At 70.3% G+C, this 23967-nt stretch carries 23 protein-coding genes; 10 read left to right on the top strand and 13 right to left on the bottom strand.

What is annotated here, in order from left to right; translation table 11 throughout:
• Positions 1–34: 34 nt before the first annotated feature.
• The 6 genes from AC07EJ_RS35065 to AC07EJ_RS35040 are packed head-to-tail and all read right to left on the bottom strand — an operon-like array spanning position 35 to position 4566.
• Positions 35–1267 carry a CaiB/BaiF CoA transferase family protein gene (locus tag AC07EJ_RS35065; RefSeq protein ID WP_478885769.1) on the bottom strand — a complete coding sequence of 411 codons (1233 nt, stop codon included), beginning with the start codon at positions 1265–1267 and terminating at the stop codon, positions 35–37.
• Positions 1268–1318: 51 nt separating this feature from the next.
• Positions 1319–1507 (bottom strand): ferredoxin, encoded by a 189-nt coding sequence (locus AC07EJ_RS35060; RefSeq protein WP_468990625.1) that lies wholly within the window; start codon positions 1505–1507, stop codon positions 1319–1321.
• The gene (locus tag AC07EJ_RS35055) at positions 1504–2343 is read right to left on the bottom strand and encodes an NAD(P)-dependent oxidoreductase (protein ID WP_468990627.1); all 840 of its coding nucleotides are present in this window, start codon (positions 2341–2343) and stop codon (positions 1504–1506) included. Before AC07EJ_RS35055 ends, AC07EJ_RS35060 begins: the two co-directional genes overlap by 4 nt.
• A 36-nt stretch (positions 2344–2379) precedes the next feature.
• A complete protein-coding gene (locus AC07EJ_RS35050; protein ID WP_468990630.1) occupies positions 2380–3192 on the bottom strand; it encodes a mycofactocin-coupled SDR family oxidoreductase in 813 nt (270 codons plus the stop codon).
• A gap of 22 nt (positions 3193–3214) precedes the next feature.
• Positions 3215–3424: a hypothetical protein gene (locus AC07EJ_RS35045; protein ID WP_478631306.1), complete on the bottom strand. Its 210-nt coding sequence runs from the start codon at positions 3422–3424 to the stop codon at positions 3215–3217.
• Complete coding sequence (locus AC07EJ_RS35040; protein WP_478885768.1) at positions 3421–4566, bottom strand: amidohydrolase family protein; 1146 nt, start codon at positions 4564–4566, stop codon at positions 3421–3423. Before AC07EJ_RS35040 ends, AC07EJ_RS35045 begins: the two co-directional genes overlap by 4 nt.
• 155 nt (positions 4567–4721) lie before the next feature.
• Here AC07EJ_RS35040 and AC07EJ_RS35035 point away from each other — a divergent pair, with 155 nt between their 5' ends.
• Complete coding sequence (locus tag AC07EJ_RS35035) at positions 4722–6389, top strand: thiolase C-terminal domain-containing protein (RefSeq protein ID WP_478885767.1); 1668 nt, start codon at positions 4722–4724, stop codon at positions 6387–6389.
• Between the two features lie 33 nt (positions 6390–6422).
• Here the strand turns inward: AC07EJ_RS35035 and AC07EJ_RS35030 are convergent, their stop codons facing one another.
• Complete coding sequence (locus AC07EJ_RS35030) at positions 6423–7181, bottom strand: hypothetical protein (protein WP_468990648.1); 759 nt, start codon at positions 7179–7181, stop codon at positions 6423–6425.
• Positions 7182–7224: 43 nt separating this feature from the next.
• On the bottom strand, positions 7225–8844 hold the full coding sequence (locus AC07EJ_RS35025) for an FAD-binding protein (protein WP_478631298.1): 1620 nt from the start codon (positions 8842–8844) through the stop codon (positions 7225–7227).
• Between the two features lie 290 nt (positions 8845–9134).
• Here AC07EJ_RS35025 and AC07EJ_RS35020 point away from each other — a divergent pair, with 290 nt between their 5' ends.
• The 7 genes from AC07EJ_RS35020 to AC07EJ_RS34990 are packed head-to-tail and all read left to right on the top strand — an operon-like array spanning position 9135 to position 15497.
• Entirely contained in the window at positions 9135–9992 is an 858-nt protein-coding gene (locus tag AC07EJ_RS35020; RefSeq protein WP_478885766.1) for a 2-keto-4-pentenoate hydratase, read from the top strand.
• Positions 9989–10930 carry an acetaldehyde dehydrogenase (acetylating) gene (locus tag AC07EJ_RS35015; protein ID WP_468990661.1) on the top strand — a complete coding sequence of 314 codons (942 nt, stop codon included), beginning with the start codon at positions 9989–9991 and terminating at the stop codon, positions 10928–10930. The genes AC07EJ_RS35020 and AC07EJ_RS35015 overlap by 4 nt, the downstream gene beginning before the upstream one ends.
• Positions 10927–11949 carry a 4-hydroxy-2-oxovalerate aldolase gene (gene dmpG, locus AC07EJ_RS35010; protein WP_468990665.1) on the top strand — a complete coding sequence of 341 codons (1023 nt, stop codon included), beginning with the start codon at positions 10927–10929 and terminating at the stop codon, positions 11947–11949. The genes AC07EJ_RS35015 and dmpG overlap by 4 nt, the downstream gene beginning before the upstream one ends.
• Before the next feature lie 40 nt (positions 11950–11989).
• Positions 11990–12883, top strand: a complete 894-nt coding sequence (locus AC07EJ_RS35005; RefSeq protein WP_478631293.1) for an alpha/beta fold hydrolase — start codon at positions 11990–11992, stop codon at positions 12881–12883.
• Positions 12873–14054 (top strand): acyl-CoA dehydrogenase family protein, encoded by a 1182-nt coding sequence (locus tag AC07EJ_RS35000; protein ID WP_478631291.1) that lies wholly within the window; start codon positions 12873–12875, stop codon positions 14052–14054. Before AC07EJ_RS35005 ends, AC07EJ_RS35000 begins: the two co-directional genes overlap by 11 nt.
• Positions 14055–14067: 13 nt before the next feature.
• Positions 14068–14589 carry a flavin reductase family protein gene (locus AC07EJ_RS34995; RefSeq protein ID WP_478631289.1) on the top strand — a complete coding sequence of 174 codons (522 nt, stop codon included), beginning with the start codon at positions 14068–14070 and terminating at the stop codon, positions 14587–14589.
• 47 nt (positions 14590–14636) lie between these two features.
• Positions 14637–15497 (top strand): mycofactocin-coupled SDR family oxidoreductase, encoded by an 861-nt coding sequence (locus AC07EJ_RS34990; RefSeq protein WP_478885765.1) that lies wholly within the window; start codon positions 14637–14639, stop codon positions 15495–15497.
• A gap of 63 nt (positions 15498–15560) precedes the next feature.
• On the opposite strand, the gene AC07EJ_RS34985 is transcribed toward AC07EJ_RS34990, so the two are convergent.
• Entirely contained in the window at positions 15561–16706 is a 1146-nt protein-coding gene (locus tag AC07EJ_RS34985) for a thiolase family protein (protein ID WP_478631284.1), read from the bottom strand.
• The gene (locus AC07EJ_RS34980) at positions 16703–17947 is read right to left on the bottom strand and encodes a CaiB/BaiF CoA transferase family protein (RefSeq protein WP_478631282.1); all 1245 of its coding nucleotides are present in this window, start codon (positions 17945–17947) and stop codon (positions 16703–16705) included. Before AC07EJ_RS34980 ends, AC07EJ_RS34985 begins: the two co-directional genes overlap by 4 nt.
• Before the next feature lie 158 nt (positions 17948–18105).
• Between AC07EJ_RS34980 and AC07EJ_RS34975 the strand changes: the two genes are divergently transcribed.
• A complete protein-coding gene (locus AC07EJ_RS34975) occupies positions 18106–19254 on the top strand; it encodes an acyl-CoA dehydrogenase family protein (protein WP_478631279.1) in 1149 nt (382 codons plus the stop codon).
• A gap of 12 nt (positions 19255–19266) precedes the next feature.
• Positions 19267–20037 (top strand): SDR family NAD(P)-dependent oxidoreductase, encoded by a 771-nt coding sequence (locus AC07EJ_RS34970; protein ID WP_468990696.1) that lies wholly within the window; start codon positions 19267–19269, stop codon positions 20035–20037.
• 117 nt (positions 20038–20154) lie between these two features.
• Here AC07EJ_RS34970 and AC07EJ_RS34965 read toward each other — a convergent pair whose 3' ends face one another.
• The 3 genes from AC07EJ_RS34965 to AC07EJ_RS34955 all read right to left on the bottom strand — a co-directional run bounded on the left by AC07EJ_RS34965 (position 20155) and on the right by AC07EJ_RS34955 (position 23877).
• Positions 20155–21243, bottom strand: a complete 1089-nt coding sequence (locus AC07EJ_RS34965) for a tyrosine-protein phosphatase (RefSeq protein ID WP_478885764.1) — start codon at positions 21241–21243, stop codon at positions 20155–20157.
• 121 nt (positions 21244–21364) lie between these two features.
• On the bottom strand, positions 21365–22390 hold the full coding sequence (locus tag AC07EJ_RS34960; RefSeq protein WP_478885763.1) for a phosphotransferase family protein: 1026 nt from the start codon (positions 22388–22390) through the stop codon (positions 21365–21367).
• A 17-nt stretch (positions 22391–22407) separates the two neighbouring features.
• A complete protein-coding gene (locus tag AC07EJ_RS34955; protein WP_468990705.1) occupies positions 22408–23877 on the bottom strand; it encodes an AMP-binding protein in 1470 nt (489 codons plus the stop codon).
• Positions 23878–23967: the final 90 nt, after the last annotated feature.

Below are 23967 nucleotides of genomic sequence, written 5' to 3'. Positions count from 1 at the left end.
AGCGATCGGTGGACCGGTGAAGTGCGGGCAGTGCTCAGGTCACCGCACCGTCGATCTTCAGCTGGAGCAACTCCTCGTCGCTCAGGCCAAGTTCACGCAGCACCGCATCCGTGTGTTCGGCGAACTGCGGCGCGCGACTCAGCGTTGCCGGGGTCTGGTCGAACTGGACCGGGTTGGCGACGAGTTCACGCTTCCTGCCGTCGCCATCGACGATCTGGGCGATCAGTCCGTTCGCCCGCAGCGACGGGTCCTGGCCGACCTCCCAGGCGTTCTGCACGGCGGCCCACTGCCCCTCGCCCCGCGCGAGGATCTCGGTCCACTCGGTGAAGGGCCGCTGCCGGATGATGTCGGCGACGATGTCCGCGGCCTCGGCGGCGTTCGCCATGATCTTCTCGGCGCTGTCGAAGCGTTCGTCGGTGGCGAGGTCCTCACGTCCGACGACCCGGCAGAACTCCGGCCAGTACCGGCCCGGTTGGAGCATCGCGAACTCCAGCCACCGGTCGTCGGCGGTCCGATAGGCGCCGATCAGCGGGTTGGCCGCCGAGCCGTGTTTGGGCTGCTCCTGCACGGGCAGCGGGCCGCCCACCATCAGGGCCCGGTTCACCAGGTACTGGGTGGCCCACGCGCCCACGCCGAGCAGCGACACGTCGATGACCGACGGCTCACCGGTGCGCTGCCGCTGGAACAGCGCCGCGGCGATACCGCCGGCGATGGTCATCCCACCCATCGAATCGCCGTACGCGCCCGCCGGCATCCGCATCATCCGGTCGGACCCGGACGGGGTCACTCCGGCCGCGCTGCCACCCCGCGCCCAGAAGGCGGTGCTGTCGTAACCGCCCTTGTTCGCTTCCGGTCCACGGGCGCCGAAGCCGCTTCCCCGTACGTAGATGATGTCGGGGTTGATGGCCCGGATATCTTCGACGTCGATCTTGAGCTTGGCCCGCGCGCCCGGCAGGAAGTTCGTGAGGAAGACGTCACTGGAGCGGACGAGTTCCTCCAACACCCGCCGCGAGGAAGGCTTTTCGAGGGCGACACCGATGCTGCGCTTGCCGCGGTTGGGCCCCTCCATGATCGGGAAGAAGGAGGAGCCCTTGCTCATCGCCTCCTGACCGAGCACGCGCACCAGACCGCGCTGGGCGTCGCCCCGCTCGGCGTGCTCGATCTTGATGACGTCGGCGCCCCAGTCCGCGAGCACCGCGCCCGCCGCCGGTACGAAGGTGAACTGCGCCACCTCCAGGACCCGTACGCCCTCCATCGGTCGGTGCACTGCGTCAACCTCCTTGTTCTGTATGTGAACCTGTACGTGAACGGGCGTGCGTCACTCGACGGTGATGGCGCGCTCCGGACAGGCCCAGGCGCCGTCGCGGGCCGCCTGTTCCTGCTGCGGCGGGACTTCCCCGTCGAAGGGCAGGGCGTAGCCGCTGTCGTCGAGTGCAAACAGGTCCGGGGCGGTGGCCGCGCAGCGCGCGTGCCCGGAACACAGTTGCGTGTCAATGGTGATCTTCACCGAGTCACTCCGTTCTCGATCGTCTGGATCTCCCCGAGGTCCATCGGCCCGTCCTGCGCCGCGTCCAGCAACCCGGCGAGGTCCACGCCGGCTTCGGCCGCCGTGTCGCGGCAGGCCGCCAGGTCCTTGGCGAGAAAGGGGGCCACGCCGTCCGCATAGCGCTCGGCTCCGCCGCGGGCCGCCACGTACGACCCGGCCGTGCTCCCGCCGCTGCTGACCGCGAGGGCCTGGAGCAGGGTTTCCTCCGCGATGCCCATCGCCCGGCCTGCCGCCAGTCCGCGCAGGGTCACCTGGCTGATCGCGGCGAACAGCAGGTTGTTGAGCAGCTTGACGCGCAGCGCGGAGCCACGGGGACCAGTTGCCACCACGGGGTCGGCATACGCGGCCACGACCTGCCGCGCCACCGCCACGTGGTCCGGTTCCCCGCCGAGGAAGACGGTGAGGCGTCCGGCGCGGACAGCCTCGGCCGTTCCGCTGAAGGCGGCGTCGACGATCGCCGCCCGACCTCCGGGCGCGTACGCGTCGAGGCGGTCCAACGTCGCCGGTGCCCCGGTGGTGTGCGAGAGCAGTACCGTGTGCGGGCCCAGGGCCGCGACGACCTCGGGCAGCACGTCGAGCGTCTGGGCGTCGTCGTAGAGACAGCTGACGACGGCGTCGCAGGCAGCGAAGTCCGGTGCCCCGCCCACGAGTTCGGCGCCCAGTGCCGCGAGTCGGTCACGGACCTCGGACCTGCGTGCGTACACGAGCACCGTGTGACCGGCCGCGAGGAGGCGCTCCACCATCGGCTCGCCGATGCGCCCGGCGCCGAGAAAGCCGATCGTTCGGACTGCGGTCATCTGCGCTCCATAAAGTGTCAGAGAGGGGGAACTCCGCTACGGCTTGTTCGTCGAGCCCGCGTCGACGGTGAACTGCAGGCCCGTGACATAGCGCGCCTCGTCCGACGCCAGGAACAGCACGGCGTTCGACACGTCCCGCGGCTCGACGTAGGGCGCGAGGGGGTTCATCGCGGCGAGGCCGAACAGCGGTTCACGCGCGGCGAGTTCCTCGATCGGCTCACCGACGGTAATACCGGTGTCGCTGACCCCGGTGGGGTGCACGGTGTTGACCCGGATGCGGTGCGGGGCGAGTTCGTTGGAGAGCGCCTTCATCAGGCCTACGACGCCGTGCTTGCTGGCCACGTAGTGGGCGTAAGGGACATGGCCGCGGATGCCGGCCGCCGAGCTGGTGATCACGATCGAGCCGCCGGCCCCCGCGTCGATCATGCCGGGTGCCGCGGCGCGCACCGTGTTCCAGGCCCCTTTGAGGTTGACGTCGACGACGACGTCCCAGGCCTCTTCGGACAGTTCCCAGGCGCGTCCTGAGCTCATCACACCCGCGTTGGCGACGACCGTGTCGAGCCGCCCGAACTCGGCGGTCGCCGCGTCGACGGCGGCCCGCGTCTCGGCGTACGAGCGAACGTCCGCCTGCACGGCGAGACACCGGCGCCCGGTGCCCTTGACCAGCTCCACCGTCTCGTCGAGCTCTTCCTTGGTGGCAAGGGAGTAGGGCAGCGCGTCGCTGATGTCGTGGCAGACGTCCACCGCGACGATGTCCGCGCCTTCCTCCGCAAGGCGCACCGCGTGCGATCTTCCCTGTCCTCGGGCCGCCCCCGTGATCAGCGCGACCTTTCCGTCAACTCGCCCCATGTCAGCCTCCGTTCGTCACTCATCACTCATGGCCGGGGACGGCCAGGTCGTCCGTTGCCTCGCGCAGGGCGCGCAGCCGGGCTTCGAGCAGGGCGCGCTCCGCGTCGCCGGCCCCCGCAAGGCGCTGCTCTGTCTCGGTGATCTCCGCGCGCAGACGGCCCGCGGCCTCCTCGCGCGTCAGCAGGTCCAGATCCGTCCAGTCCGAGCGCTCGGACTCGGGTCGGCGGCTCATGCGGGGAAGTTGTAGAGGCGCCGGGTGTTCAGCTCCACCATCCGGTGCACCTCGTCGTCGGGGACGTCGGCGAGGACCTCGGCCGCGTAGGCGCGGCTCTTGGGCCAGTAGGAGTCGGAGTGCGGGTAGTCGCACTCCCAGGTGATCCTTTCGACGCCGATGTGGTGGCGTACGGCCACGCCGAACCGGTCGTCGATGAAGCAGCCGTGGAAGTGCCTGTTGAACAGCTCCGAGGGCCGCACACTCTGGTTGATGTTCTGGTAGAAGCGGTGCCGCTCCCAGGTGCCGTCGGCGCGCTCCAGCAGATACGGGATCCAGCCGATGCCGCCCTCGGACAGGCCGATCTTCAGCTTCGGGTGCCGGTGAAGGACCGGAGAGAAGAGCAGGTCGCCGGTGGCGTACATGGAGTTGCAGCCGAACAGCGCGATCGTCACGGCGAACGGGGCGTCCTCGGCGGTCTTCGGCGGCTTGCCGGAGGTGCCGAAGTGCAGGCACAGCGGCATGTCGGTCTCTTCAAGGGCCGAGAACACCGGGTCCCAGTGGTCGGTGTGGAACGACGGCAGGCCCAGCGGGGCCGGGTTCTCCGGGAACGAGACCGCCTTGGCACCCTTGGCGGCGGTCCGGTGGATCTCGGCGACGCACGCCTCGACGTCCCACAGCGGCAGGATCGCCAGCGGGATGAGCCGGTCGGGCCCCGCGGCACACCATTCGTCGAGCACGAAGTCGTTCCACGCCTGCACGCACAGACGCGCGAGTTCGGGGTCCTGCCCCTCGAGGAACACCGTGCCGGCGAAGCGCGGGAAGGACGGGAAGCAGAGCGCGCCCCACACCCCGTCGAGATCCATGTCCCGCAGCCGGGCCTTCGGGTCGTAACACCCCGGGATCATCTCGTCGTAGCGGGTCGGCTCCAGACCGAACTCCTCGGGGTTCTTGCCCGCCACCGCATTGAGTCCGATGTACGGGTAGATCCGGCCCTCGTACGTCCAGACCTCGGCCGGAGCCTGCCCCTCGCCCCGCGGCTGCTCCACGATCCGTGGTCCCGCCTCCCGGTACTTCGCGGGCAGACGGTCCGACCACAGCCGCGGCGGCTCGATCAGGTGGTCATCGGTGGACAGCAGTTTCATCCATGGCTGCAACGGCATCGTCGCGCCCCTTCCTCGGAGAGATGCGCCGGGTCGGGACTCTACAACAGGCCCTTAATTGCGTATACCTTTTGTGCGCGCCTTACGTGAGTTCACCACCGACTGACCGTCAACGCCCTCTATTACGGCCACCTATCTTCATGAGAGGACGCCACATGCCCGAAGCTCCATCCACCCACCCACTCCCCCAACCGACGCTCTCCAGCGCCGAGTTCTGGCGATCCGGCGCCGACGGGATCCTGCGGCTCTCCCAATGCGCGGACTGCACGCGGTACTTCCACCCTCCGTTGCCGGTGTGCCCGTCGTGCCGGAGCCGCTCGGTGGGGCTCGCGCCCACCTCGGGGAAGGCGGTCGTGGTCGGCTTCAGCGTCACCGAGCAGTCCTGGGTTCCGTCGTTCCCGCCGCCGTACGTGGTGGCCGTCGTGGCGCTCGCCGAGGACGACCGGGCCCGCCTGACGACGAACATCGTCGGGTGCGCGCCGGACGAGGTGCACGTCGGGATGCAGGTACGGGTGCGCTTCGAGCGACACGACGACGGGGCTCTGTACGTGCCGCTGTTCGAGCCGGACCGGGAGGCTCAGGCCACCGAGGGCCCAGGGCCGCTGCCCGAGCCCCGCGCCGTCCGCACCGCCCTGCGGCCCATGGCCACGCAGCGCAAGTACGAGGACGCAGTCGCCCTCACCGGGGTGGGGCAGTCCCGCGTGGGCCGGCGCCTCATGGTCGATCCGGTGTCACTGACCGTGGATGCGTGCCTGGCCGCGGTTGAGGACGCGGGGCTCGAACTGGACGAGATCGACGGCCTGTCCACGTACCCCGCGGTGTCCCCGAGTGGCCTGAGCGAAGGCGGGATCACGGCGCTGTGCGAGGCCCTCCAGCTGCGGCCCACCTGGGTCAACGGAGGCAGCGAGGTGCCCGGGCAGATCGGGTCGATCACCGCGGGGATGCTCGCCGTCGCCTCCGGACTGTGCCGGCACGTCCTGTGCTTCCGTACGGTCTGGGAGTCCTCGCACACCGCGCTGGTCCGCTCCGGTCAGTGGCGGACGGACGGCGGCCGGGCCACCGGGATGTACGAGTGGCGGGCTCCCTTCGGGGCGATGTCGGCCGCGCAGTGGATCGGCTGCAACGCCTCGCACTACATGCACCGTTACGGCGTCGGGCGGGAGGCCCTGGGCGCCATCGCCGTCACGGCGCGGGCGGGTGCGATGCGCAACCCCGAGGCCCTGTACCGCGAACCGCTCACGCTGGACGACTACTTCGCGGCCCGTACGGTGACCACGCCGTTCGGGCTCTACGACTGCGACGTGCCGTGCGACGGCGCGGTGGCCGTCGTCGTCTCGGCGCGCGAGACCGCGGCCGATCGCCCGCAGCCCCCCGTTCTGGTCGAGGCGGTGGGCTCGGCGATCCTGGAGCGGCTCAGCTGGGACCAGGACACCCTCACCCACACACCCCAGTCGTTCGGCCCGTCCACCCATGTGTGGTCCCGCACCGATCTCACCCCGGCCGATGTCGACGTCGCCCTGCTCTACGACGGTTTCACGTTCAACGCGCTGTCCTGGATGGAGGGTCTGGGCTTCTGCGGCTTGGGTGAGGCGACCGACTTCATCGCCGGGGGCAAGACGATCGCCCTGGACGGCGCCCTACCCCTCAACCCGCACGGCGGCCAGCTCTCGGCCGGCCGCCTGCACGGGTACGGATTCGTCCGCGAGGCCATGCTGCAACTGCGCGGCGCGGCCCACGGGCGCCAGGTGGCCGACGCCGGTGTCGCAGTCGTGACCTCGGGGGGAGGCGTGCCGTCCGGGGCGATGCTGCTGCGTCGGGCGTGATCCGGTCCGACTCGAGCACAGGCCCAACAGCCCTTATGAAGTGGCCAGTTGGGCCTCCTCCCCTTGCCCAGCCTCCTGCTCGGCACCCCCAGCCTCGGCCTCCTCGTGCTTGACCGCGCGGAGCAGCAGGGCCGGGGTGGCCACCTTCCAGATGAAGTAGGCGACCGTGGGGATCATGTTCGCGAGCAGCCCGTTCCACGCGAACGGACCGGTCTTGGTGACGAAGACGAAAGCCCCGGGGATGAGGAGGACGCCCAGCACCAAGTTCAACCAGCCGAACCACCGGGGGAAGATCGGCCGGCTGCGGCGGTCGATGAGTGCCGCGTAGCCGATCGACCAGACCTGCAGGACGAAGATGCAGGCGTTGCCCACCAGCATGAGGTTGAACGTGTCGGTCATCGCAAGGAGCACGTCAGGCGAGTGGGCGTCGGGGCGGTAGGCCGCGGCGGCAAGGATCGCCAGCGGGAAGAAGAACCCGATCGGGGCCACGACACCGGTGAGGACCTGGGTCATGGACAGAATCCCCCACCCGCCCTCGATCCTGCGCATCTGCAGGCTGGTCACGACGACGAAGGGGTACTCGAACGGGACGGTCAGGACCATGATCGCGACACAGGCGAGGATCCCCGTCCGGTTGTCCTGAAGGAAGTTGACGGCCTCCTGGGCACTCCACGTCGGGTCCATGGGCTTGAGGAGGTTGCCCACGGCGTAGGCGATGATGAATCCGGCGAGCAGGACGAACCCGCACCAGGCGGATGCGCGTTGCAGTCTCATGTACCGGGCGGTTTCCATGACGGATCTCCTTCGATCTCGTACGGGGTGACGGATGCGCGGGTCACTCAGCTGTGCCGGCCATGTCGAGCACCGCCAGGTAGGCGAAGACCATGCTCGATCCGATCGGCGTTCCGGCCCCGGGGTAGACACGTCCCGACATCGGGGCCGCGGTGTTGCCGCTCGCGTACAGGCCCGGGATCGCGCTTCCGTCCGGGCGCAGGACGCGCGCGTGCTCGTCGGTCTTCAGGCCGCCCTTGGTGCCGATGTCGGACAGGGTAACGGTCGCGACGTAGTACGGCGGGGTGTCCAGGGGCATCAGCAGAGGGTTGGGCCAGTCCGGGGTGGGCGGGGCAGGGTACTCGGGGCCCGCGGGGAAGCCGATGCCGTGGTGGAACATCTGGTCCCACGCGCTCTCCCCGCGGTGGAAGTCCTCGTCGGCACCGCCGTGCGCGAGGACGTTGTACCGGTCGACGGTCCGGCGCAGCGCGTCCACGGGTACGTCGATGAGCTTCGCCACCTCCTCCAGGGTGTCCGCCTTGCGCAGCGCGCCCGAGGTGAACCACTCCTCCTGGACCGGCTGACCGGGGTCGCCGCCGAAGCTGTCCCGGTCGATCTGGCGCTGGTCGAGGATCCAGTGGCAGGGCGTGTGCGCGACACCGGTGCTGTTGTGCAGGCGCGCTATCTCGTGCCCGGCCTGGTCGTAGGGGCGCGTCTCGTTCACGAAGCGATCGCCGGCGGCGTTGACCCAGATCCCGCCGCGCGTGCCGGTGTGGAAGAACGGCAGCCCGTCGGGCTGGACGAGGCCGGGCACGAACCAGGCCTCGTCGAGCAGGTCGGTGTCGGCGCCGATGGCGATGCCGGCCTTCAGGGCGTCGCCGGTGTTGCCGGGGGCACCGTTGGACCACCGGCCGCCCTGGGCCGCCGGCTGGTGCTTCTCGCGCAGTTCGCGGTCGCGCTCGAAGCCGCCCGCCGCCAGGATCACGCCGCGCTCGGCGCGGAAGCGGACGGGCCGGCCCTCGCTCACCGCGTCGACCCCGACGACCCTGCCGTCCTCCACGACGAGGCTCTGCAGTGCGGTGTTCAGCAGAAGCGTTCCGTTGCCCGTGTCCAGGAACGCCCCGAGTGCCCGGCCGATGAGCGCGCGGCCACCGGCAAGGGCGGGCCCCGGCTCCGTCTTCCACCACCGCTCGGTGTAGAGGGAGTCACGGACGAGTTCCGCACGCTCGCCGAGCCGCTCGGCGGGCAACTCCTGCGGGAAGATCGTCCGCCCTGCGGTCGTCCCGCCCGGGCGTGACGCGAAGTAGTCCGGCACGGGCCCGTACACGAACGACTGGAACCACTCGCTCTGCTCGAGCTCGTCGATGAGTTGAGGGCCCGCCTGCAGATACGCGTCCTGCAGCCGCTCCCGGGAACGGTCGGCGACGATGTCGCGCAGATATGTCCTGGCGTTCTCGGTGTCGTCCTCGATGCCCGCCCGGCGCAGCGGGGCCGAGCCGGGATACCACACGCCGCCGCCCGAGTAGGCGACGGTGCCGCCGACCCGGTCGGTCTTCTCCAGGACGAGGGTGCGCAGTCCGCGCGACGCCGCCACGTAGGCGCCGACCAGGCCACCGCCCGACCCTACGAAGACGACGTCGTAGACCTCCCCTGCCGACTCTGCCGATTCGTCCTTGAGCGTCATCTTTGCCCTCCTCGTTGGTTCGCGGCAGGGCGGCAGGAGAGTCCCACGTAGGCGTCGACACCACGATTGAGTGGACTTCACCGACCTACGGGGAAACGGCCTCGCTGCACCGCGAATTGACGGCGGCTGTCCCAAGGGGCGCACTCGGCGCACCGAAAACAACGACGTCCCGCGCTCCGCCCCAGAGCGACGCCGTCGACCGCCAACGAGCACTTGCACGGATGGTGGCCGCCCCCAAGACCAGTGTCAATGCCTATTAGGGGTACTCATTTTGTGAATCGAAGAGCATCATGAGGACCATGAAGACGGACGAAGCCGCCGCGGCGCCGTCGGTGACCGCCGCGGCCGACCGCCTGGCGCTGGCTGCCGGTTCGGGCGTGGCCTGCCGCCCGGTGGCCGACCTGATCGGCCCGAGCGACATTGCCCTCGCGTACGCGGTTCAGCAGGTCACGACCGCACGCCGGCTGGCCGCAGGCGCTCGGCTCATCGGCCGCAAGATCGGACTCACCTCCCCAGCGGTGCAAGCACAGATCGGGGTCGACCGACCCGATTTCGGTGCACTCTTTGACGACATGCGGTACGGGGACGGTGAGCTCGTCCCCTACCCGCGCCTGCTGCAGCCCAAGGCGGAGGGCGAGGTGGCCTTCCTCCTCGGCCGCGACATCCCCGACGCGGCCGACACCACCGAGGTGCGCGCGGCGGTTCACCTGGCCTATCCCGCGGTGGAGATCGTCGACAGCCGGATCGAGAACTGGCGGATCGGTATCACGGACACCATCGCCGACAACGCCTCGTCCGGAGTCTTCGTGATCGGGGACCACGGCCGCCCCCTGGACGAGTTCGAGCCGGCGCGGGTCCGGATGGTGATGCGGCGGGGCGGCGAGGTGGTCTCCAAGGGCACAGGACAGGACTGCCTCGGCGATCCCCTGCACGCCCTGACCTGGCTCGCGCGCACCGCCATCGAGCTCGGATCCCCTTTGCGCGCAGGGGACTTGGTGCTCTCGGGCGCCCTGGGACCGATGGTGACGGCTGAGCCGGGCGATGTCTTCGAGGTGTCCATCAAGCCGCTGGGCACGGTTACCGCTCACTTCTCGGACAACCCAGGACCCGCAGGGCGGGCCGGAACGACAGGAGAGGACGACGGATGACGGATCGCGTGGGAGTGGCGATCGTCGGCTCCGGCAACATCGGGACCGACCTGCTCATCAAGATCAAACGAACCTCACCGAACCTCGAGGTGCTCGCGATGGTGGGGATCGACCCCGCCTCGGACGGCCTCGCCCGCGCCTCCCGGATGAAGGTGGCGACGACGTCGGACGGGGTGGCGGGGCTGATCGGGATGGATCAGTTCAAGGACGTGCAGATCGTGCTCGACGCCACCAGCGCGGCCGCGCACGAGGCCAACGCGCGGCTGCTCGCGCCCCATGGCCGACGCCTGGTCGACCTGACCCCCGCGGCGCTCGGGCCGTATGTGATCCCTCCGGTGAACCTGGAGGAGCACCTCGACGCACCGAACATCAACATGGTCACCTGCGGCGGTCAGGCCACCATCCCGATCGTAGCGGCGATCTCGCAGGTGACCGACGTGCCGTACGCGGAGATCGTCGCCTCGGTGGCCTCCCGTTCGGCGGGCCCCGGCACCCGGGCCAACATCGACGAGTTCACCGAGACCACGGCCCGCGCGATCGAGAGCGTGGGCGGCGCCCGGCGCGGCAAGGCGATCATCATCCTCAATCCGGCCGAGCCACCGCTGATCATGCGAGACACGGTGCTGTGCCTGATCGGCGGGGCCGACCACGACAAGGTACGGGCCTCCATCGAGCGCATGGTTGCCGAGGTGGCGGCCTATGTGCCCGGCTACCGCCTCGTACAGGACGTGCAGTTCACGCCCGTCGAGGCGGGCGAGGTCACGACGCTACTGCCGGACCGGCCCGGGCCCGTGGACACCAAGGTGTCGGTATTCCTTGAGGTCGAAGGGGCGGCGCACTATCTGCCCGCGTATGCCGGGAACCTCGACATCATGACCTCGGCCGCCCAGCGGGTCGCGGAGAAGATCGCCGAGCGCGTGACGCGGAGGGCGGCATGACGAAGACCAAGAAGCAGATCTACGTCCAGGACGTGACGCTCCGGGACGGCATGCACGCCATCCGGCACCGGATCACCCCCGAGCAGGTCGGCCGGATCGTCGCCGCGCTGGACGCCGCCGGCGTCGCGGCCATCGAGGTCAGTCACGGCGACGGCCTGGCGGGGGCGAGCCTGAACTACGGGCCGGGCAGCAACACCGACTGGGAGTGGATCGAGGCCGCGGTCGCCAACAGCAGCCGCGCGACCATCACCACACTGCTGCTCCCCGGTGTCGGCACGGTCACCGAGCTGCGCAAGGCATACGAGCTCGGGGTGCGCTCGGTCCGCGTCGCCACGCACTGCACCGAGGCGGACGTCGCGGCGCAGCACATCGCCGAGGCGCGCGAGCTCGGGATGGACGTGGCCGGCTTCCTGATGATGAGTCACATGGTCGACCCGGCCGAACTCGCCGCCCAGGCACGGCTGATGGAGTCGTACGGCGCGCATTGCGTGTACATCACCGACTCCGCGGGACGTCTGACAATCGAGGACGTGCGGGCCCGCGTCCGCGCCTACCGCGACGTCCTCGCCCCCGAGACCCAGATCGGCATCCACGCCCACGAGAACCTCTCCCTCTCGGTCGCCAACTCCCTCGCCGCGGTGGAGGAGGGGGCCGTCCGCGTCGACGCCTCGCTCGCGGGGCAGGGCGCGGCGGCGGGCAACGTGCCGATCGAGCCGTTCGTCGCCGTCGCCAACATCCGCGACTGGGAGACTGGTTGCGACCTGTTCGCACTGCAGGACGCGGCGGACGACCTCGCCCGCCCGCTCCAGGACCGCCCGGTGCGCGTCGACAGGGAGACGCTCACGATCGGCTACGCGGGCGTGTACGGCAGCTTCCTGCGCCACGCGGAACAGGCCTCACAGCTCTACGGCGTCGACACCCGGGACATCCTCGTCGAGGCCGGACGGCGCCGGCTCGTGGGCGGGCAGGAGGACATGCTCACCGACATCGCCCTCACGCTGCGCGGCGGCGCGTCATGACCCCTCAGAGCCCGTCTCACTGCCCGGAAGGCCACCACTGATGACGAGTAGTTCCACCACCTACGAGGCGACGCGGTCGACCCGGGACGTCGACGGCCTCACCTTCGCCTACCACGAGGCGGGCGAGGGCGAGCCGCTGCTCTTGCTGCACGGATCGGGTCCCGGGGTGAGTGCCTGGTCCAATTTCCGGCACAACCTTCCGGTGTTCGCCGAGCACTTCCGTACGGTCATGCCCGACCTGCCCGGCTTCGGCGGCAGCGATCTGCCCAAGCTGGACGAGGTCTATCCGGTGGTCGCGGCCCGCCTGATCGCCCGCTTCATGGACGAGCTCGGCATCGAGTCGGCGGTGATCATCGGGAACTCGATGGGCGGGGCCGTCGCCGCGGAGCTGGCCGTCCAGTTCCCCGAGCGGGTGCGCAGGATGGCGCTGATGGGCTCGGGCGGCCTGTCGGTCGGCACGTTCGCGCCCGACCCCAGCGAGGGCTTCCTGCGCCTGTTCGAGTTCCTCGGCGACCCCACCCGTGAACGCATGCGGGGATGGGTGGCCACGATGGTCCACGACCAGAGCCTCATCACCGACGAACTCCTCGACGAACGCATGGCCAACGCCACCGCCGACGGGGTGATCGACAAGACCAGGGCGATCCTCGGTTCGATGTTCAACCCCCAACTCCAGGCGAACTACACACCGTTGTGGACACAGGCGGCGAAGGTCACCACACCGACGCTGCTGCTGTGGGGCCGCGACGACCGCATGCTCCCCTACGACCAGGCCCACTTCGCGACCCGCCACCTTCCCGACGTCGAGCTGCACACGTTCGCCCGGTGCGGGCACTGGGTGCAGGTCGAGCGGAAGAACGACTTCGAACGCGTGGCGCTGGAGTTCCTCACCCGCAAGACGGACCAAGCAGGAGGTGCCCGCGATGGCGCATGAAGTGATCGACCGGATCGAGGAATTGGGCCCGCAGCTTGCGGGGCTCGCCGAGGAGAACGAACGCCTCGGCAGGCTGAGCGAACAGACCGTGGGCCTCATGCGCTCCGCGGGCGTCATGCGGCTGCTGCAGCCGACGAAGTTCGGCGGGTACTCGGTCCACCCGCGGGACTTCGCGGAGGCGGTGATGGCCCTCGCCCGGTACGACGGCGCCGCGGGCTGGGTGGCCGGGGTCGTCGGGGTCCACCCCTGGGAGGTCGCGCAGATGGACCCGCGCCTCGCGCAGGAGATCTGGGGCGAGAACCAGGACACCTGGATCGCCTCCCCGTACATGCCGAACGGGATCGCCGAACCGGTCGAGGGCGGCTACCGGCTGAGCGGCCGCTGGCCGTTCTCGTCCGGCACCGACCACTGCGACTGGGTCTTCCTCGGCGCACTGGTCGGCGACGGCAAGGGCAAGCCCGCCCAGCCGATACAGGTCCTGCACGTGGTGCTGCCGCGCTCGGACTACGAGATCATCGACGGCTCCTGGGACGTCATCGGCCTGTCGGGCACGGGCAGCAAGGACGTCGTCGTCAACGGCGCCTTCATCCCCGACTACCGCACGGTGGACCAGGAGGACATCAAGACCGGGACGGCCGCCGAGCGCAACGGCGCCACCGAGACCGTGCACAAGTTGCCGTTCACGACGATGTTCCCGCTGGGCATCACGGCGGCCGTGATCGGGATCTGCGAGGGCGCCCTGGCCGCGCACCTGGCGTGGCAGAAGGACCGGGTGGCCGTGACCGGGGTGCAGGTGCGCGACGATCCGTACGCGCTCTACGCCACCGGCGAGGCCGCCGCCGAGATCGCAGCCTCCCGGGTCCAACTCATCGACGGGGTCAGCCGGTTGTACGACCGTCTCGATGCGGGCGAGACGGTGGGCATCGAGGACCGCACCAGGATCCGGCGCAACCAGGTCCGTTGTGCGTGGCGGGCTGTTTCCGCCCTGGACGAGATCTTCGCGCGGTCCGGCGGGAATGTGATCCGGCGCGACAACCCCATCCAGCGGCTGTGGCGTGACGCGCACGTGGGCCTGCAGCACATGATTCACGTACCGGGTGCCACGTACCACGCCGACTCCCTTGCCCAGATGGGACTTGAGGTGCCGGCGCCGATGCAGGCGCTGACCTGAGATGGGGACGGACGTGAGCACGGGCGACGACGGCCGGCACTTCCGGGACGTACTGGGCCACTTCCCCACGAGCGTCGTCGCCATCACCGCGACGGGTTCCGAGGGCCGTCCGGAGGGGATGGTCGTGGGTTCCTTCACGTCCGTCTCCCTCGACCCGCCCCTTGTGTCGTTCCTCGCGGACCGCTCCTCGGGGACGCTGCCGAAGATCAAGGCCGCCGGGCGATTCTGTGCCAACGCGCTCGCGGCCGACCAGGAGAACCTCAGCCGGAAACTGGCGGCCAGGGGGACCGACCGGTTCGCCGGCGTGGCCTGGGAGACGTCCCCGTCGGGAAATCCCGTTCTCGACGGGGTCGTCGCCTGGGTGGACTGCGCGATCGAGGACGTCGTCACGATCGGAGACCACGACCTCGTGGTCGGGCGGGTCCAGGACCTGCGCGTCGCGTCGGCGAAGACCCCGCTGTTGTTCTTCAAGGGCGGCTACGGCGACTACTTCTCGACCACATCGCTGCTGCTCGACCAGCTCGTCGGCTGGTGACAGCCACAGTTCCATTCAGCCATGTGAACGTGCGAAAGGGGTCCCTGATGGGCCAGGTACAGGACAAGGTCGTCTTCATCACCGGCGCGGCCCGTGGGCAGGGCCGCGCCCATGCGGTGCGCCTGGCCGAGGAGGGCGCGGACATCATCGCGGTCGACATCTGCGAGGACCTCGACAGCGTCGGCTACCCGCTCGGGAGCCGCGCCGACCTGGACGAGACCGTACGGCTGGTGGAGAAGCTGGGTCGCCGGATCGTGGCCGTGGCCGCGGACGTGCGGGACGCGGCGGCGCTGAAGGCGGCGGTCGACGAGGGTGTGGAGCGGCTCGGCCGGCTCGACGCCGTGGTGGCCCAGGCCGGGATCGCGCCGATCGGCCGGCCCGAGGCGGGCGCCTTCATCGACGCGATCACCGTCAACTTCCACGGAGTCGTGCACGCGGTGCAGGCGGCGCTGCCGCATCTGCCCGACGGCGGTGCGGTCGTGGTGACCGGCTCGACCGCGGCGCTGATGCAGTCCGCCGACATGGCCGCCCGGCCAGACTTCGGCAAACTCGGTTACTCGTTCTCCAAGCGCACGGCGGCCGCGTTCGTCAACGACCTCGCCGTGGCGCTCGCCCCGCGCAGGATCCGGGCGAACGCGGTGCACCCGACGAACACCAACACCGACATGCTCAACAGCGAGCCGATGTACCGGGAGTTCCGCCCGGACCTGGAGAACCCGACCCGCGACGACGCCCTTCCCGCTTTCCACGTGATGACCGCGATGGGCCTGCCCTACGTGGAGCCGCAGGACATCGCCGAGGCGGTGCTGTTCCTCGTCTCCGATGCGTCCCGGTACATCACCGGGCAGCAGCTGCGGGTGGACGCGGGGGCGATCGTGCAACGGCGGCCGCAGCAGCCGCAGTTCTGAGCGACACACAGGGACGCCGAACGGCCGACGGGGGCCCGCCCGTCGGCCGTTCGGCGTCGTGCGTCAGCTCAACAACTCGATGACGGTCGCGTTCGCGGTCCCGCCGCCCTCGCACATCGTCTGCAGCCCGTAGCGCAGGTTCCGGCTGCGCATGCGGGCGAGCAGCCGCGTCATCAGGATGGCGCCGGACGCGCCGAGCGGGTGCCCGACCGCGATCGCCCCGCCCAGCGGGTTGAGGCGCTCCGGGTCGGCTCCGGTGTCGGCCAGCCAGGCCAGCGGGACGGGCGCGAAGGCCTCGTTGACCTCGAAGGCACCGATGTCGTCGATGCTCAGCCCGGCCCGCTTCAGCACCTTCTCCGTCGCGGGGATCGGGCCGGTCAGCATCGTGACCGGGTCCGCTCCGCTCACCGCGCCCGCGTGGTAGCGGGCGATCGGGGTGAGGCCCAGTGCGCGGGCCCGCTCGCTCGTGGTGATGAGCAGGGCCGCCGCGCCGTCGGAGATCTGCGAGGCGTTGCCCGCGTGGATCACTCCGTCGGGCTTGAACGGAAGCTTGAGACCGGACAGGGTCTCGACCGACGTCCCGCGCCGCAGTCCCTCGTCGGCGGCGAACTTGTCACCGTCGACGTCGACGGGCACGACGTGGTCGTCGAAGACGCCGTCGTCGATGGCCGCCGCTGCCTTGGCGTGGGAGGCGGCCGCGTACTCGTCGAGCCGCTGCCTGCTCAACCCCCAGCGCTCGGCGATGAGTTCGGCACCGACGCCCTGGTTGAGCTCGGCACCCTCATAGCGGGCCAGCACCCCCGGCCCGTACGGCTGCCCGGTCGTGCGGTGCGAGCCGAGCGGCACCCGGGTCATGGTCTCCACCCCGCCCGCGACGACCAGGTCGTACTGCCCGGCCATCACGGCGTGGGCTGCGGAGTCGACGGCCTGCTGGCTGGAGCCGCAGGCCCGGTTGATCGTCACGCCGGGAACGTGCTCGGGCCACCCGGCAGCCAGGACGGCGAAGCGGCCGATGTTGCTCGACTGGTCACCTACCTGGGTCACACACCCCCACATCACGTCATCGACGGTGCCGGGGTCCACGCCGGTACGCCGGACGAGTGCGTTGAGTACCAGGGCGGACAGGTCGGCGGCGTGGATGCCCGCCAGTGAGCCGTTGCGCTTGCCGATCGGAGTGCGTACGGCGTCGACGATGACGGCGTCCCTCATGAACGGTTCCTCTCGCTCGGGTCCTCGGGTCCGCCGCCCTGTGCGGTGGCCCGGTGGTCGAAATGCGATGCGGGCGGGCTCGTCCGGCCTGTTCCCACGGCGCCGCGCTCGACGAGCTCCTCTACGCCGTCGACGCCCCAGTCGCTCAGTACGGCGCGGGTGTCGGCCCCCACGACCGACGCCGGTGCGCCGACGGCCGGCGGGGTAACCGAGAAGCGCGGCGCCGGGGCCGGCTGCACGACGCCGCCCTGAGCGAGCACGGTTCCGCGCGCTGCCAGGTGTGCATGCGACGCGGCCTCCGTGAGGCTGAGGACGGGCGCCACGCAGGCGTCGGTCCCCTCGAACAGCTCCGCCCACTCTTCACGCGTGCGCTGTGCGAACCGCTCAACGAGGAGTTCGCGCAGCTCGGGCCAGGTCGTGCGGTCCTGCTGCCGGTCCGGATCGACGTCGCCGTCGAGTTCGAGCAGAGCGAGCAGACGCCGGTAGAACTTGGGTTCCAGCGCGCCGACGGCAACGTATCCGCCGTCCTTGGTCGCGTAGACGGAGTAGAAGGGGGCCCCGCCGTCGAGGTGGTTGACGCCGCGCTCGTCGCTCCAGGCGCCCCGGGCGAGCTTGGCGAAGGTGCTTGCCAGCAGGTGCGCGGTGCCGTCGACGATGGCCGCGTCGACCACCTGCCCCGCACCGGTGCGTTCGGCCACGCGCAGCGCGGCCAGGATGCCGATCACCAGGTAGCAACCGCCGCCACCGAAGTCGCCCAGCAGGTTGAGCGGGATCTGCGGCGGCCCATCGGCGGCGCCGATCGCGCCGAGGGCCCCGGTCAGGGCGATGTAGGTGAGGTCGTGTCCCGCCGCGGCCGACAGCGGTCCGTCCTGGCCCCAGCCGGTCATCCGCCCGTACACGAGCCGAGGGTTGCGGGCCAGGCACGCCTCGGGGCCGACGCCGAGGCGTTCGGTGACGCCCGGCCGGTAGCCCTCGATCAATACATCGGCGCGGTCCACGAGTTCGAGGAGGGCCGCCCTGCCGTCGGGGCGCTTGAGGTCGATCGCCACCGACCGCTTGCCCCGGTTGAGGACGTCCGCGGCCCCGCCCCTGCCCTCCTCACCCACCGACTCGGGCCGGTCGACGCGCACCACCTCGGCGCCCAGGTCGGCGAGGAACATTCCGGCGAACGGCCCGGGGCCGATGCCGCCCAGCTCGACCACGCGGCAGCCCGTCATCGGACCCGCACCTCCCGAAGTCATCAATCAGTCTCCTTAATTGAGGACCAGAGGCAATCGCCTCCCGCCAACTACCCTAATCTTCCGGGACCGTAGCCCACATCGCCAGACCTCGAGATCCAATACCTGATACTCTTCTCCGCGAATCGAGCCAGCAGGCCGTCGACTCGGAGGAACTCGCCGTGAAGCGCACGCTGTTCACCCAGGACCACGAAGACTTCCGCCTCCTGGTACGCAACTTCCTTGCACGCGAGGTCGTACCGGTCCACGAGGAGTGGCGCCGCGCCGGACTCGTCCCGCGCGAGCTGTTCACCTCGCTCGGCAAGCTCGGCATCATCGGCACGGCGCTGCCCGGGGAGTACGGGGGCGGTGGCCAGGACGACTACCGCTACAACGTGGTCATCCAGGAGGAGTGCGCCCGCGCGTGCGTGACCCTGGGCGGTCTGCGCACCCACCTGGACGTGGTGTTGCCGTACTTCACCGCTTTCGCCGACACCGAGCAGCGGGCCCGCTGGTTCCCGGGCCTCGCGTCCGGCGAGCTGTACACGGCGATCGCGATGAGCGAGCCGGGCACGGGTTCCGACCTCGCCGGCGTTGCCACGACGGCCGTCCGCGACGGCGACCACTACGTCCTGAACGGCGCCAAGACCTTCATCACCGGCGGACACCATGCCGATCTGGTGGTCGTCGTGGCCCGCACGTCCACCGATCCGGACAACCGGCGCGGCGGCCTGTCGCTGCTCGTGGTGGAGAAGGGGATGCCCGGCTTCACCGTGGGCCGCAAGCTGGAGAAGATCGGGCTGACCACGCAGGACACGGTCGAGCTGTCCTTCGCCGACGTGCGCGTGCCCGCCGCGAACCTGCTCGGCGAGGAGGGCACCGCGTTCTCCCTCCTCGGCCGCAACCTCGCCCAGGAGCGGCTCGCCATCGCGGTCGGCGCGGTCGCCCAGACCCGCGCGGCCATCGACATGACCATCACCTACGTACGCGAGCGGAAGGTGTTCGGAGAGCCGGTCGCCCACTTTCAGAACACGAAGTTCGAACTCGGCGCCATGTCGGCGGAGTTGGAGGCCGCACAGGCCCTGCTCGACGCGTCGGTCACGACACTCCTCGACCGTGAGCTGAGCGGCGCCGACGCGGCGCGGACGAAGCTGTTCTGCACCGAGACGCAGGGGCGCGTCGTCGACCGCTGCCTGCAACTGCACGGCGGGTACGGCTACATCCTCGAGTACCCGATCGCCCGGCTGTACGCGGACGCCCGGGTGAGCCGCATCTACGGCGGCACCAGTGAGGTCATGAAGTCCATCATCAGCAAGTCCCTCGGCCTGTAAGGAGTTTCAACGATGCGCATCGACGGTTCCTCCGCCCTCGTCACCGGCGGCGCCTCCGGGCTCGGCCTGGCCACCGCGCGCCGGATCATCGACGGCGGCGGGCGGGTGGTCATCGCCGACATCTCCGAGGAGCAGGGCGCCAAAGCCGTCGCCGACCTCGGCGACGCGGCACGGTTCGTCCGCGCGGACGTCACCGACGAGGCCGAGGTGACCACAGCCCTCGACGCGGCACACGAGCGCGGTCCGCTGCGGTGTGTGGTGCACTGCGCGGGCCGCGGCGGGGACCGTACGCGGATCATCGGCAAGGACCGTACCCCCGGCGAGCTCGCCACGTTCGCCGAGGTCGTCCGGGTCAACCTGGTGGGCACGTACAACGTGCTGCGCCTGGCCGCCTCCCGCATGGCAGAGAACGACGTCCTGGACGACGGTGACCGGGGCGCGATCGTGCTCACCGCGTCGGTCGCCGCGTTCGACGGGCAGATCGGACAGACCTCGTACACCGCGGCGAAGGCCGGAGTGCACGGCATGACGCTGGTCGCCGCCCGCGACCTGGCGAGCTGGCAGATCCGAGTGAACACCATCGCCCCCGGCATCATGGACACCCCGATGCTGGGCCGACTGCGCGCCGACATCCGCGACGGCCTGGCCGCGACGGTGCCGCACCCCAAGCGGCTCGGCGCACCGGACGACTTCGCCCGGCTCGCCGTCGACATGCTGGAGAACCCGTATCTGAACGGCCAGACCGTCCGTCTCGACGGCGCGATCAGGATGGCCCCGCGCTGACAGACGCACACCCCGCGGATCCGGTATGTGCGTGAGGCGATCGCAAGTCGTCGAAGAGCCCTCGTAGCCCGGCTACGAGGGCTCTTCGACGACACGACGAGTTCCGGCCGAGCGGCTTCAGCCGACGAGCAGCTCCTGCTTGAGCGCGCGCAGGTCGCGGGCATCCATACCGACGGCCTCCTTAAGATATCCGCGGAAGGTCCCGTACTCCTCCTCGACCTCCTGATAGCCGGCATTCAGGTACTCGGGCCGTACGTCGAGCAGCGGCTTGTAGATCGCGGCCTGCTCAGCGGGCAGCTGTTCCAGGGCGGCGGCGTTCGCCTCGGCACGGTAGGCGTTGCTGGCCAGGTAGTCGGCCATGACGGTGGAGCGGGGGACGCCGAGGGCGGTGAGGAGGGCGGCGTTCTGCCAGCCGGTACGGTCCTTGCCGGACGTGCAGTGGAAGAGGACGCTGCCGTCTCCGCTCTCGATGCCGGCGAAAACCTTGCTGTAGGCGGTCTTCGCGGTGGCGCCGCTGATCATGAACTTCTCGAGGTCGATCATTCCCTGTTCGGCCTCATCGGCGGTCGTCGGCATGGTGGGGAAGACGTCCGCACCGGCCAGGACGTCGGCGACCACATACGTGGCGCCGACCGGAAGGCGGTCAGGGTCAGAGCCGCGCTCGTTGTCCATGCGGAGGTCGTAGATCGTGTGGACAGAGAGGCGCTCGAGCTTGGCAAGGTCGTCCGGAGTCAGCTTGTCGAGGGCGTCGGAGCGGTAGATCGCACCCATCTTCACCCAATGGCCGTCGCTGGTGCGATAGCCGCCCACGTCACGGAAGTTGACCGTACCTTCGAGCTTGATCAGACGGTCCGCGAGGCGCAGCGGCCGGCCACGGGACGGCGTGAGGGTGAACCACTGGCGGTCCGCAGCGGGCAGCCCTGCGACCGTGGCCGAACCCTCGGAACCGCCGTGAGCCACCGTATGGCCGTTGGCCCTGATGGCAACGTGACGTATGCCGGGTGCCTTCCAGGCGATGGTGTAAGTGCCGTCCTCGTCGGGGGCTGCGGTGACGGTGGCCTCGGTGAAGGGGATCGTGGCGAGCGCCGGGGCTGTGGCCCGGTGTACCTGGGCTGCCACGGCGGTGGTGGCAACGCCGGGGATCAGGGCGACGCTGACAGCGGCCAAAGCCGCGGCAGTGATCCGCAGACTCTTCGTGTGGCTCATTGAGGATTTCCTCTCCTAATTTCGCGTTATGGCGGCCGGTCTGGGTGTGCGCCTCCGCACGACAGGGCCGGTGACAGCCCCCTCCGACCACCCATAAAACCGCCGAGGTTGGAGATCAAGCTCAGCCCAGCAGCTCCATCGCCTCGTCCAGGAGCACCGGCAGCTCGGGCAGCATGCGCCGGTGCATCGCGGTCAACTCCCCTGCCTTCCGTCCGCGTTTGATGAGCAGCGCGGTCGCGGCTGACTCCTTGTACTTCGTCAGCGCCTCGAACCAAACCAGGTCCCGCAGCGGCTCCCCGCGCGCCTCCTGGTAGGCGTCGACCAGCTCCGCCTTGCCCGGCATGCCGGTGGGTTCGTCCGAGACCGACGCCGGGTGCCGGGCCTCGTCGGTGAAGAAGGTCAGCCAGGTCACGTCCACGCGCGGATCGCCGAGCGACCAGATCTCCCAGTCGATGATCGAGGTGACCCGGTCCGTTTCGCACAAGGTGTTGCCCAGGCGGTAGTCGCCGTGCGTGAACACCGGTTCCATGGCGGCCGGCCTGGTCGCGTGCAGGCGCCGCGCAACCGCCTCGTGTCCGGTGCGCAGGTCCTCTGCGACGGTCGAGAAGGCCCTGGTCCAGCGGTCGATCTCGGCTCCGAGCGGCACCACCGGTTCGGCCGCGAGCTCCGTGCGCCACGGGTCCACCCGGTGCAGGTCCGCGAGCATGCGGACGGCGTCCAGGGCGCGGGCGCGGACCTGGCCGGCCGGGACCCTCCCGCGCGGGACGAGTACCGGCTCGACACACTCCCCCGGCACCAACTCCATGGCCACGAAAGGCGGAACGGCCGGCGGTGCGCCCTCGTCGGTGAAGAGGACGGCCGGCACGCGTACGCCACGCCTCCCGGCGAGCGTCTGCATCAGGCGGGCCTGGCGGAGCACGTCCCGGTTGCGTACCGGTGCGAGACCCGGCGGGGCCACCTTCAGCACCACACGCTCGTGCCCGGCCGGCGCACCAGACAGGGTGACCACGTACGTGAGACTCGATGTACCGCCGGTGAGGGGCGCTACGCCTTCGACCTCGGCCCGCGGGGCCCAGATGCGGACCGCGGCCACGGTGCGCCCGGTCAGTTCGCGCAGCAGCTCCTGGCTGCCGGTCGCGGTGCTCATGATGCATTCAACTCCCGTCAGGCGGAGGTGCGTCGGACCGGTTGGAACAGGGCTTGCACGTCGGGGCGACTAACCTTCAGCGAGGGTGTGCGCGGCAGCTCGTCGACGACCTTGATCTCGGTGGGCAGGTGGTAGCGGGCGAGCCGCTGTGCCAGCCAGGTCCGCAGCTGGCCGGGGTCCGGGCGGCGCGCCCCGTCGCGGATCGTCACGGCGACGACGGGCACCTCGCCGAGCCGCTCGTCGGGGATGCCGACCGCGGAAGCGTCCCGCACGGCGGGATGCGCGCGCAGGGCGTCCTCGATCACGGTCGGGACGATCGTGAACCCGCCGCGGTTGATGGCGTCGTCCGCCCGCCCGTGGATGTAGAGGAACCCGTCCCCGTCGACGCTGGCAAAATCGGTGGTGCGTACCCAGCTGTCGCCGGGCAACTGGGCTCCCCTGGCTTCGAGAATGCCCACGGCGTCGGCGGGAAGCGGCTCGCCCGTCGCCCGGTCGATGACGCGCACCGTCACGCCGCGAAAGGGCCGCCCGACACTCCCGCGCTTCGCCTTTCCCCACTCGCGGTGCAACGCCAGGTCCCAGCCCACGATCGCGCCGGCGAACTCCGTGGCGCCGTAGACCGACAGGACCGGGACGCCGAACCGCTCGGTGAACCGTTCGGCGTCAGCGGGGGGAAGTGGAGCAGTCCCTGAGGACACCGACTCGACCCCGTCGAACAGGTCGTCCGGCAGCTCGGACTGGAGCACCATGCGCAGCGCGGCGGGCGCGAGCCGGACCCGCCGCGGCCTGGTCCGCCGTACGAGAGTGGCCCACCGGTGGATGTCGAAGCGTTCCAGGAGGGCGGTCTGTAGTCCGGCCGCGACGTTGGCGAGCACGAAGTAGAGGCCGCCGATGTGGACGAGTGACGTCCACACGATGGAGGGGTGCGCGCGCAGCCGCACCTCGGCCGAGGCCACGGGAGTCCCGGAGGCCTCGAACGCAGCGGTGAGTTTGGCGTAGGTAAGTTCCACCCGCTTGGGGCGGCCCGTCGTACCGCTGGTCTGCATGAGAACGGCGACGTCCCCACGCTCGGCGGAACGCGGAGCGGGTGTCCAGTGGGCCGGGCCCGCGGTCAGTGGCCGCTCGCCCTCGCCCGCCTCCACCGCAACCGCGGCGATCCGCTCGACCGCACCGGCCATCCCGGGCCGCGCCCAGTCCTCTGGATCGGCCACCACGACCTGCGGCGCGAGCGCGACGGTGTCCTCCGCGAGCGCGACATCTCCGTGGAAGGGGCTCAGCACCACGACCTCGCGCCCGGTGGCGACCGTCGCGACCAGCGCGGCCAGTGGTCCTGGCCGGTTGCGCAGCACGATACCGATGCGATGGGCGTCGGGGGCGCCGGCCGCGGCGAGCAGCCGGTCAAGGTCCTCGGCCGCTCGCCTCAGGTACTCCCACGGGAAGACTCGGTCCTCGAAAGTCAGCGCGGTCGTCTCCGGTGCGTGGGCCATTACGCGGCGCAGCCGAAGCGGAAGCGGTCGATCAGCAGGAAGCGGCACAGCCGTGTCCTTCGGTCGGGCCCCGGGCGGGGCGGTGGGGAT

The sequence above is a fragment of the Streptomyces sp. NPDC045026 genome (assembly GCF_056432625.1).
Note: the sequence above shows the minus strand (reverse complement) of the source record. Positions and strands in the feature narration are given on the sequence as shown.

Excerpts from the sequence above, each read along its gene's own strand:
- AC07EJ_RS35055 (WP_468990627.1), bottom strand. The coding sequence starts at position 2,343 with ATGACCGCAGTCCGAACGATCGGCTTTCTCGGCGCCGGGCGCATCGGC.
- AC07EJ_RS35050 (WP_468990630.1), bottom strand. The coding sequence starts at position 3,192 with ATGGGGCGAGTTGACGGAAAGGTCGCGCTGATCACGGGGGCGGCCCGA.
- AC07EJ_RS35045 (WP_478631306.1), bottom strand. The coding sequence starts at position 3,424 with ATGAGCCGCCGACCCGAGTCCGAGCGCTCGGACTGGACGGATCTGGAC.
- AC07EJ_RS35040 (WP_478885768.1), bottom strand. The coding sequence starts at position 4,566 with ATGCCGTTGCAGCCATGGATGAAACTGCTGTCCACCGATGACCACCTG.
- AC07EJ_RS35035 (WP_478885767.1), top strand. The coding sequence starts at position 4,722 with ATGCCCGAAGCTCCATCCACCCACCCACTCCCCCAACCGACGCTCTCC.
- AC07EJ_RS35030 (WP_468990648.1), bottom strand. The coding sequence starts at position 7,181 with ATGGAAACCGCCCGGTACATGAGACTGCAACGCGCATCCGCCTGGTGC.
- AC07EJ_RS35025 (WP_478631298.1), bottom strand. The coding sequence starts at position 8,844 with ATGACGCTCAAGGACGAATCGGCAGAGTCGGCAGGGGAGGTCTACGAC.
- AC07EJ_RS35020 (WP_478885766.1), top strand. The coding sequence starts at position 9,135 with ATGAGGACCATGAAGACGGACGAAGCCGCCGCGGCGCCGTCGGTGACC.
- AC07EJ_RS35015 (WP_468990661.1), top strand. The coding sequence starts at position 9,989 with ATGACGGATCGCGTGGGAGTGGCGATCGTCGGCTCCGGCAACATCGGG.
- dmpG (WP_468990665.1), top strand. The coding sequence starts at position 10,927 with ATGACGAAGACCAAGAAGCAGATCTACGTCCAGGACGTGACGCTCCGG.
- AC07EJ_RS35005 (WP_478631293.1), top strand. The coding sequence starts at position 11,990 with ATGACGAGTAGTTCCACCACCTACGAGGCGACGCGGTCGACCCGGGAC.
- AC07EJ_RS35000 (WP_478631291.1), top strand. The coding sequence starts at position 12,873 with ATGGCGCATGAAGTGATCGACCGGATCGAGGAATTGGGCCCGCAGCTT.
- AC07EJ_RS34990 (WP_478885765.1), top strand. The coding sequence starts at position 14,637 with ATGGGCCAGGTACAGGACAAGGTCGTCTTCATCACCGGCGCGGCCCGT.
- AC07EJ_RS34985 (WP_478631284.1), bottom strand. The coding sequence starts at position 16,706 with ATGAGGGACGCCGTCATCGTCGACGCCGTACGCACTCCGATCGGCAAG.
- AC07EJ_RS34980 (WP_478631282.1), bottom strand. The coding sequence starts at position 17,947 with ATGACTTCGGGAGGTGCGGGTCCGATGACGGGCTGCCGCGTGGTCGAG.
- AC07EJ_RS34970 (WP_468990696.1), top strand. The coding sequence starts at position 19,267 with ATGCGCATCGACGGTTCCTCCGCCCTCGTCACCGGCGGCGCCTCCGGG.
- AC07EJ_RS34965 (WP_478885764.1), bottom strand. The coding sequence starts at position 21,243 with ATGAGCCACACGAAGAGTCTGCGGATCACTGCCGCGGCTTTGGCCGCT.
- AC07EJ_RS34960 (WP_478885763.1), bottom strand. The coding sequence starts at position 22,390 with ATGAGCACCGCGACCGGCAGCCAGGAGCTGCTGCGCGAACTGACCGGG.
- AC07EJ_RS34955 (WP_468990705.1), bottom strand. The coding sequence starts at position 23,877 with ATGGCCCACGCACCGGAGACGACCGCGCTGACTTTCGAGGACCGAGTC.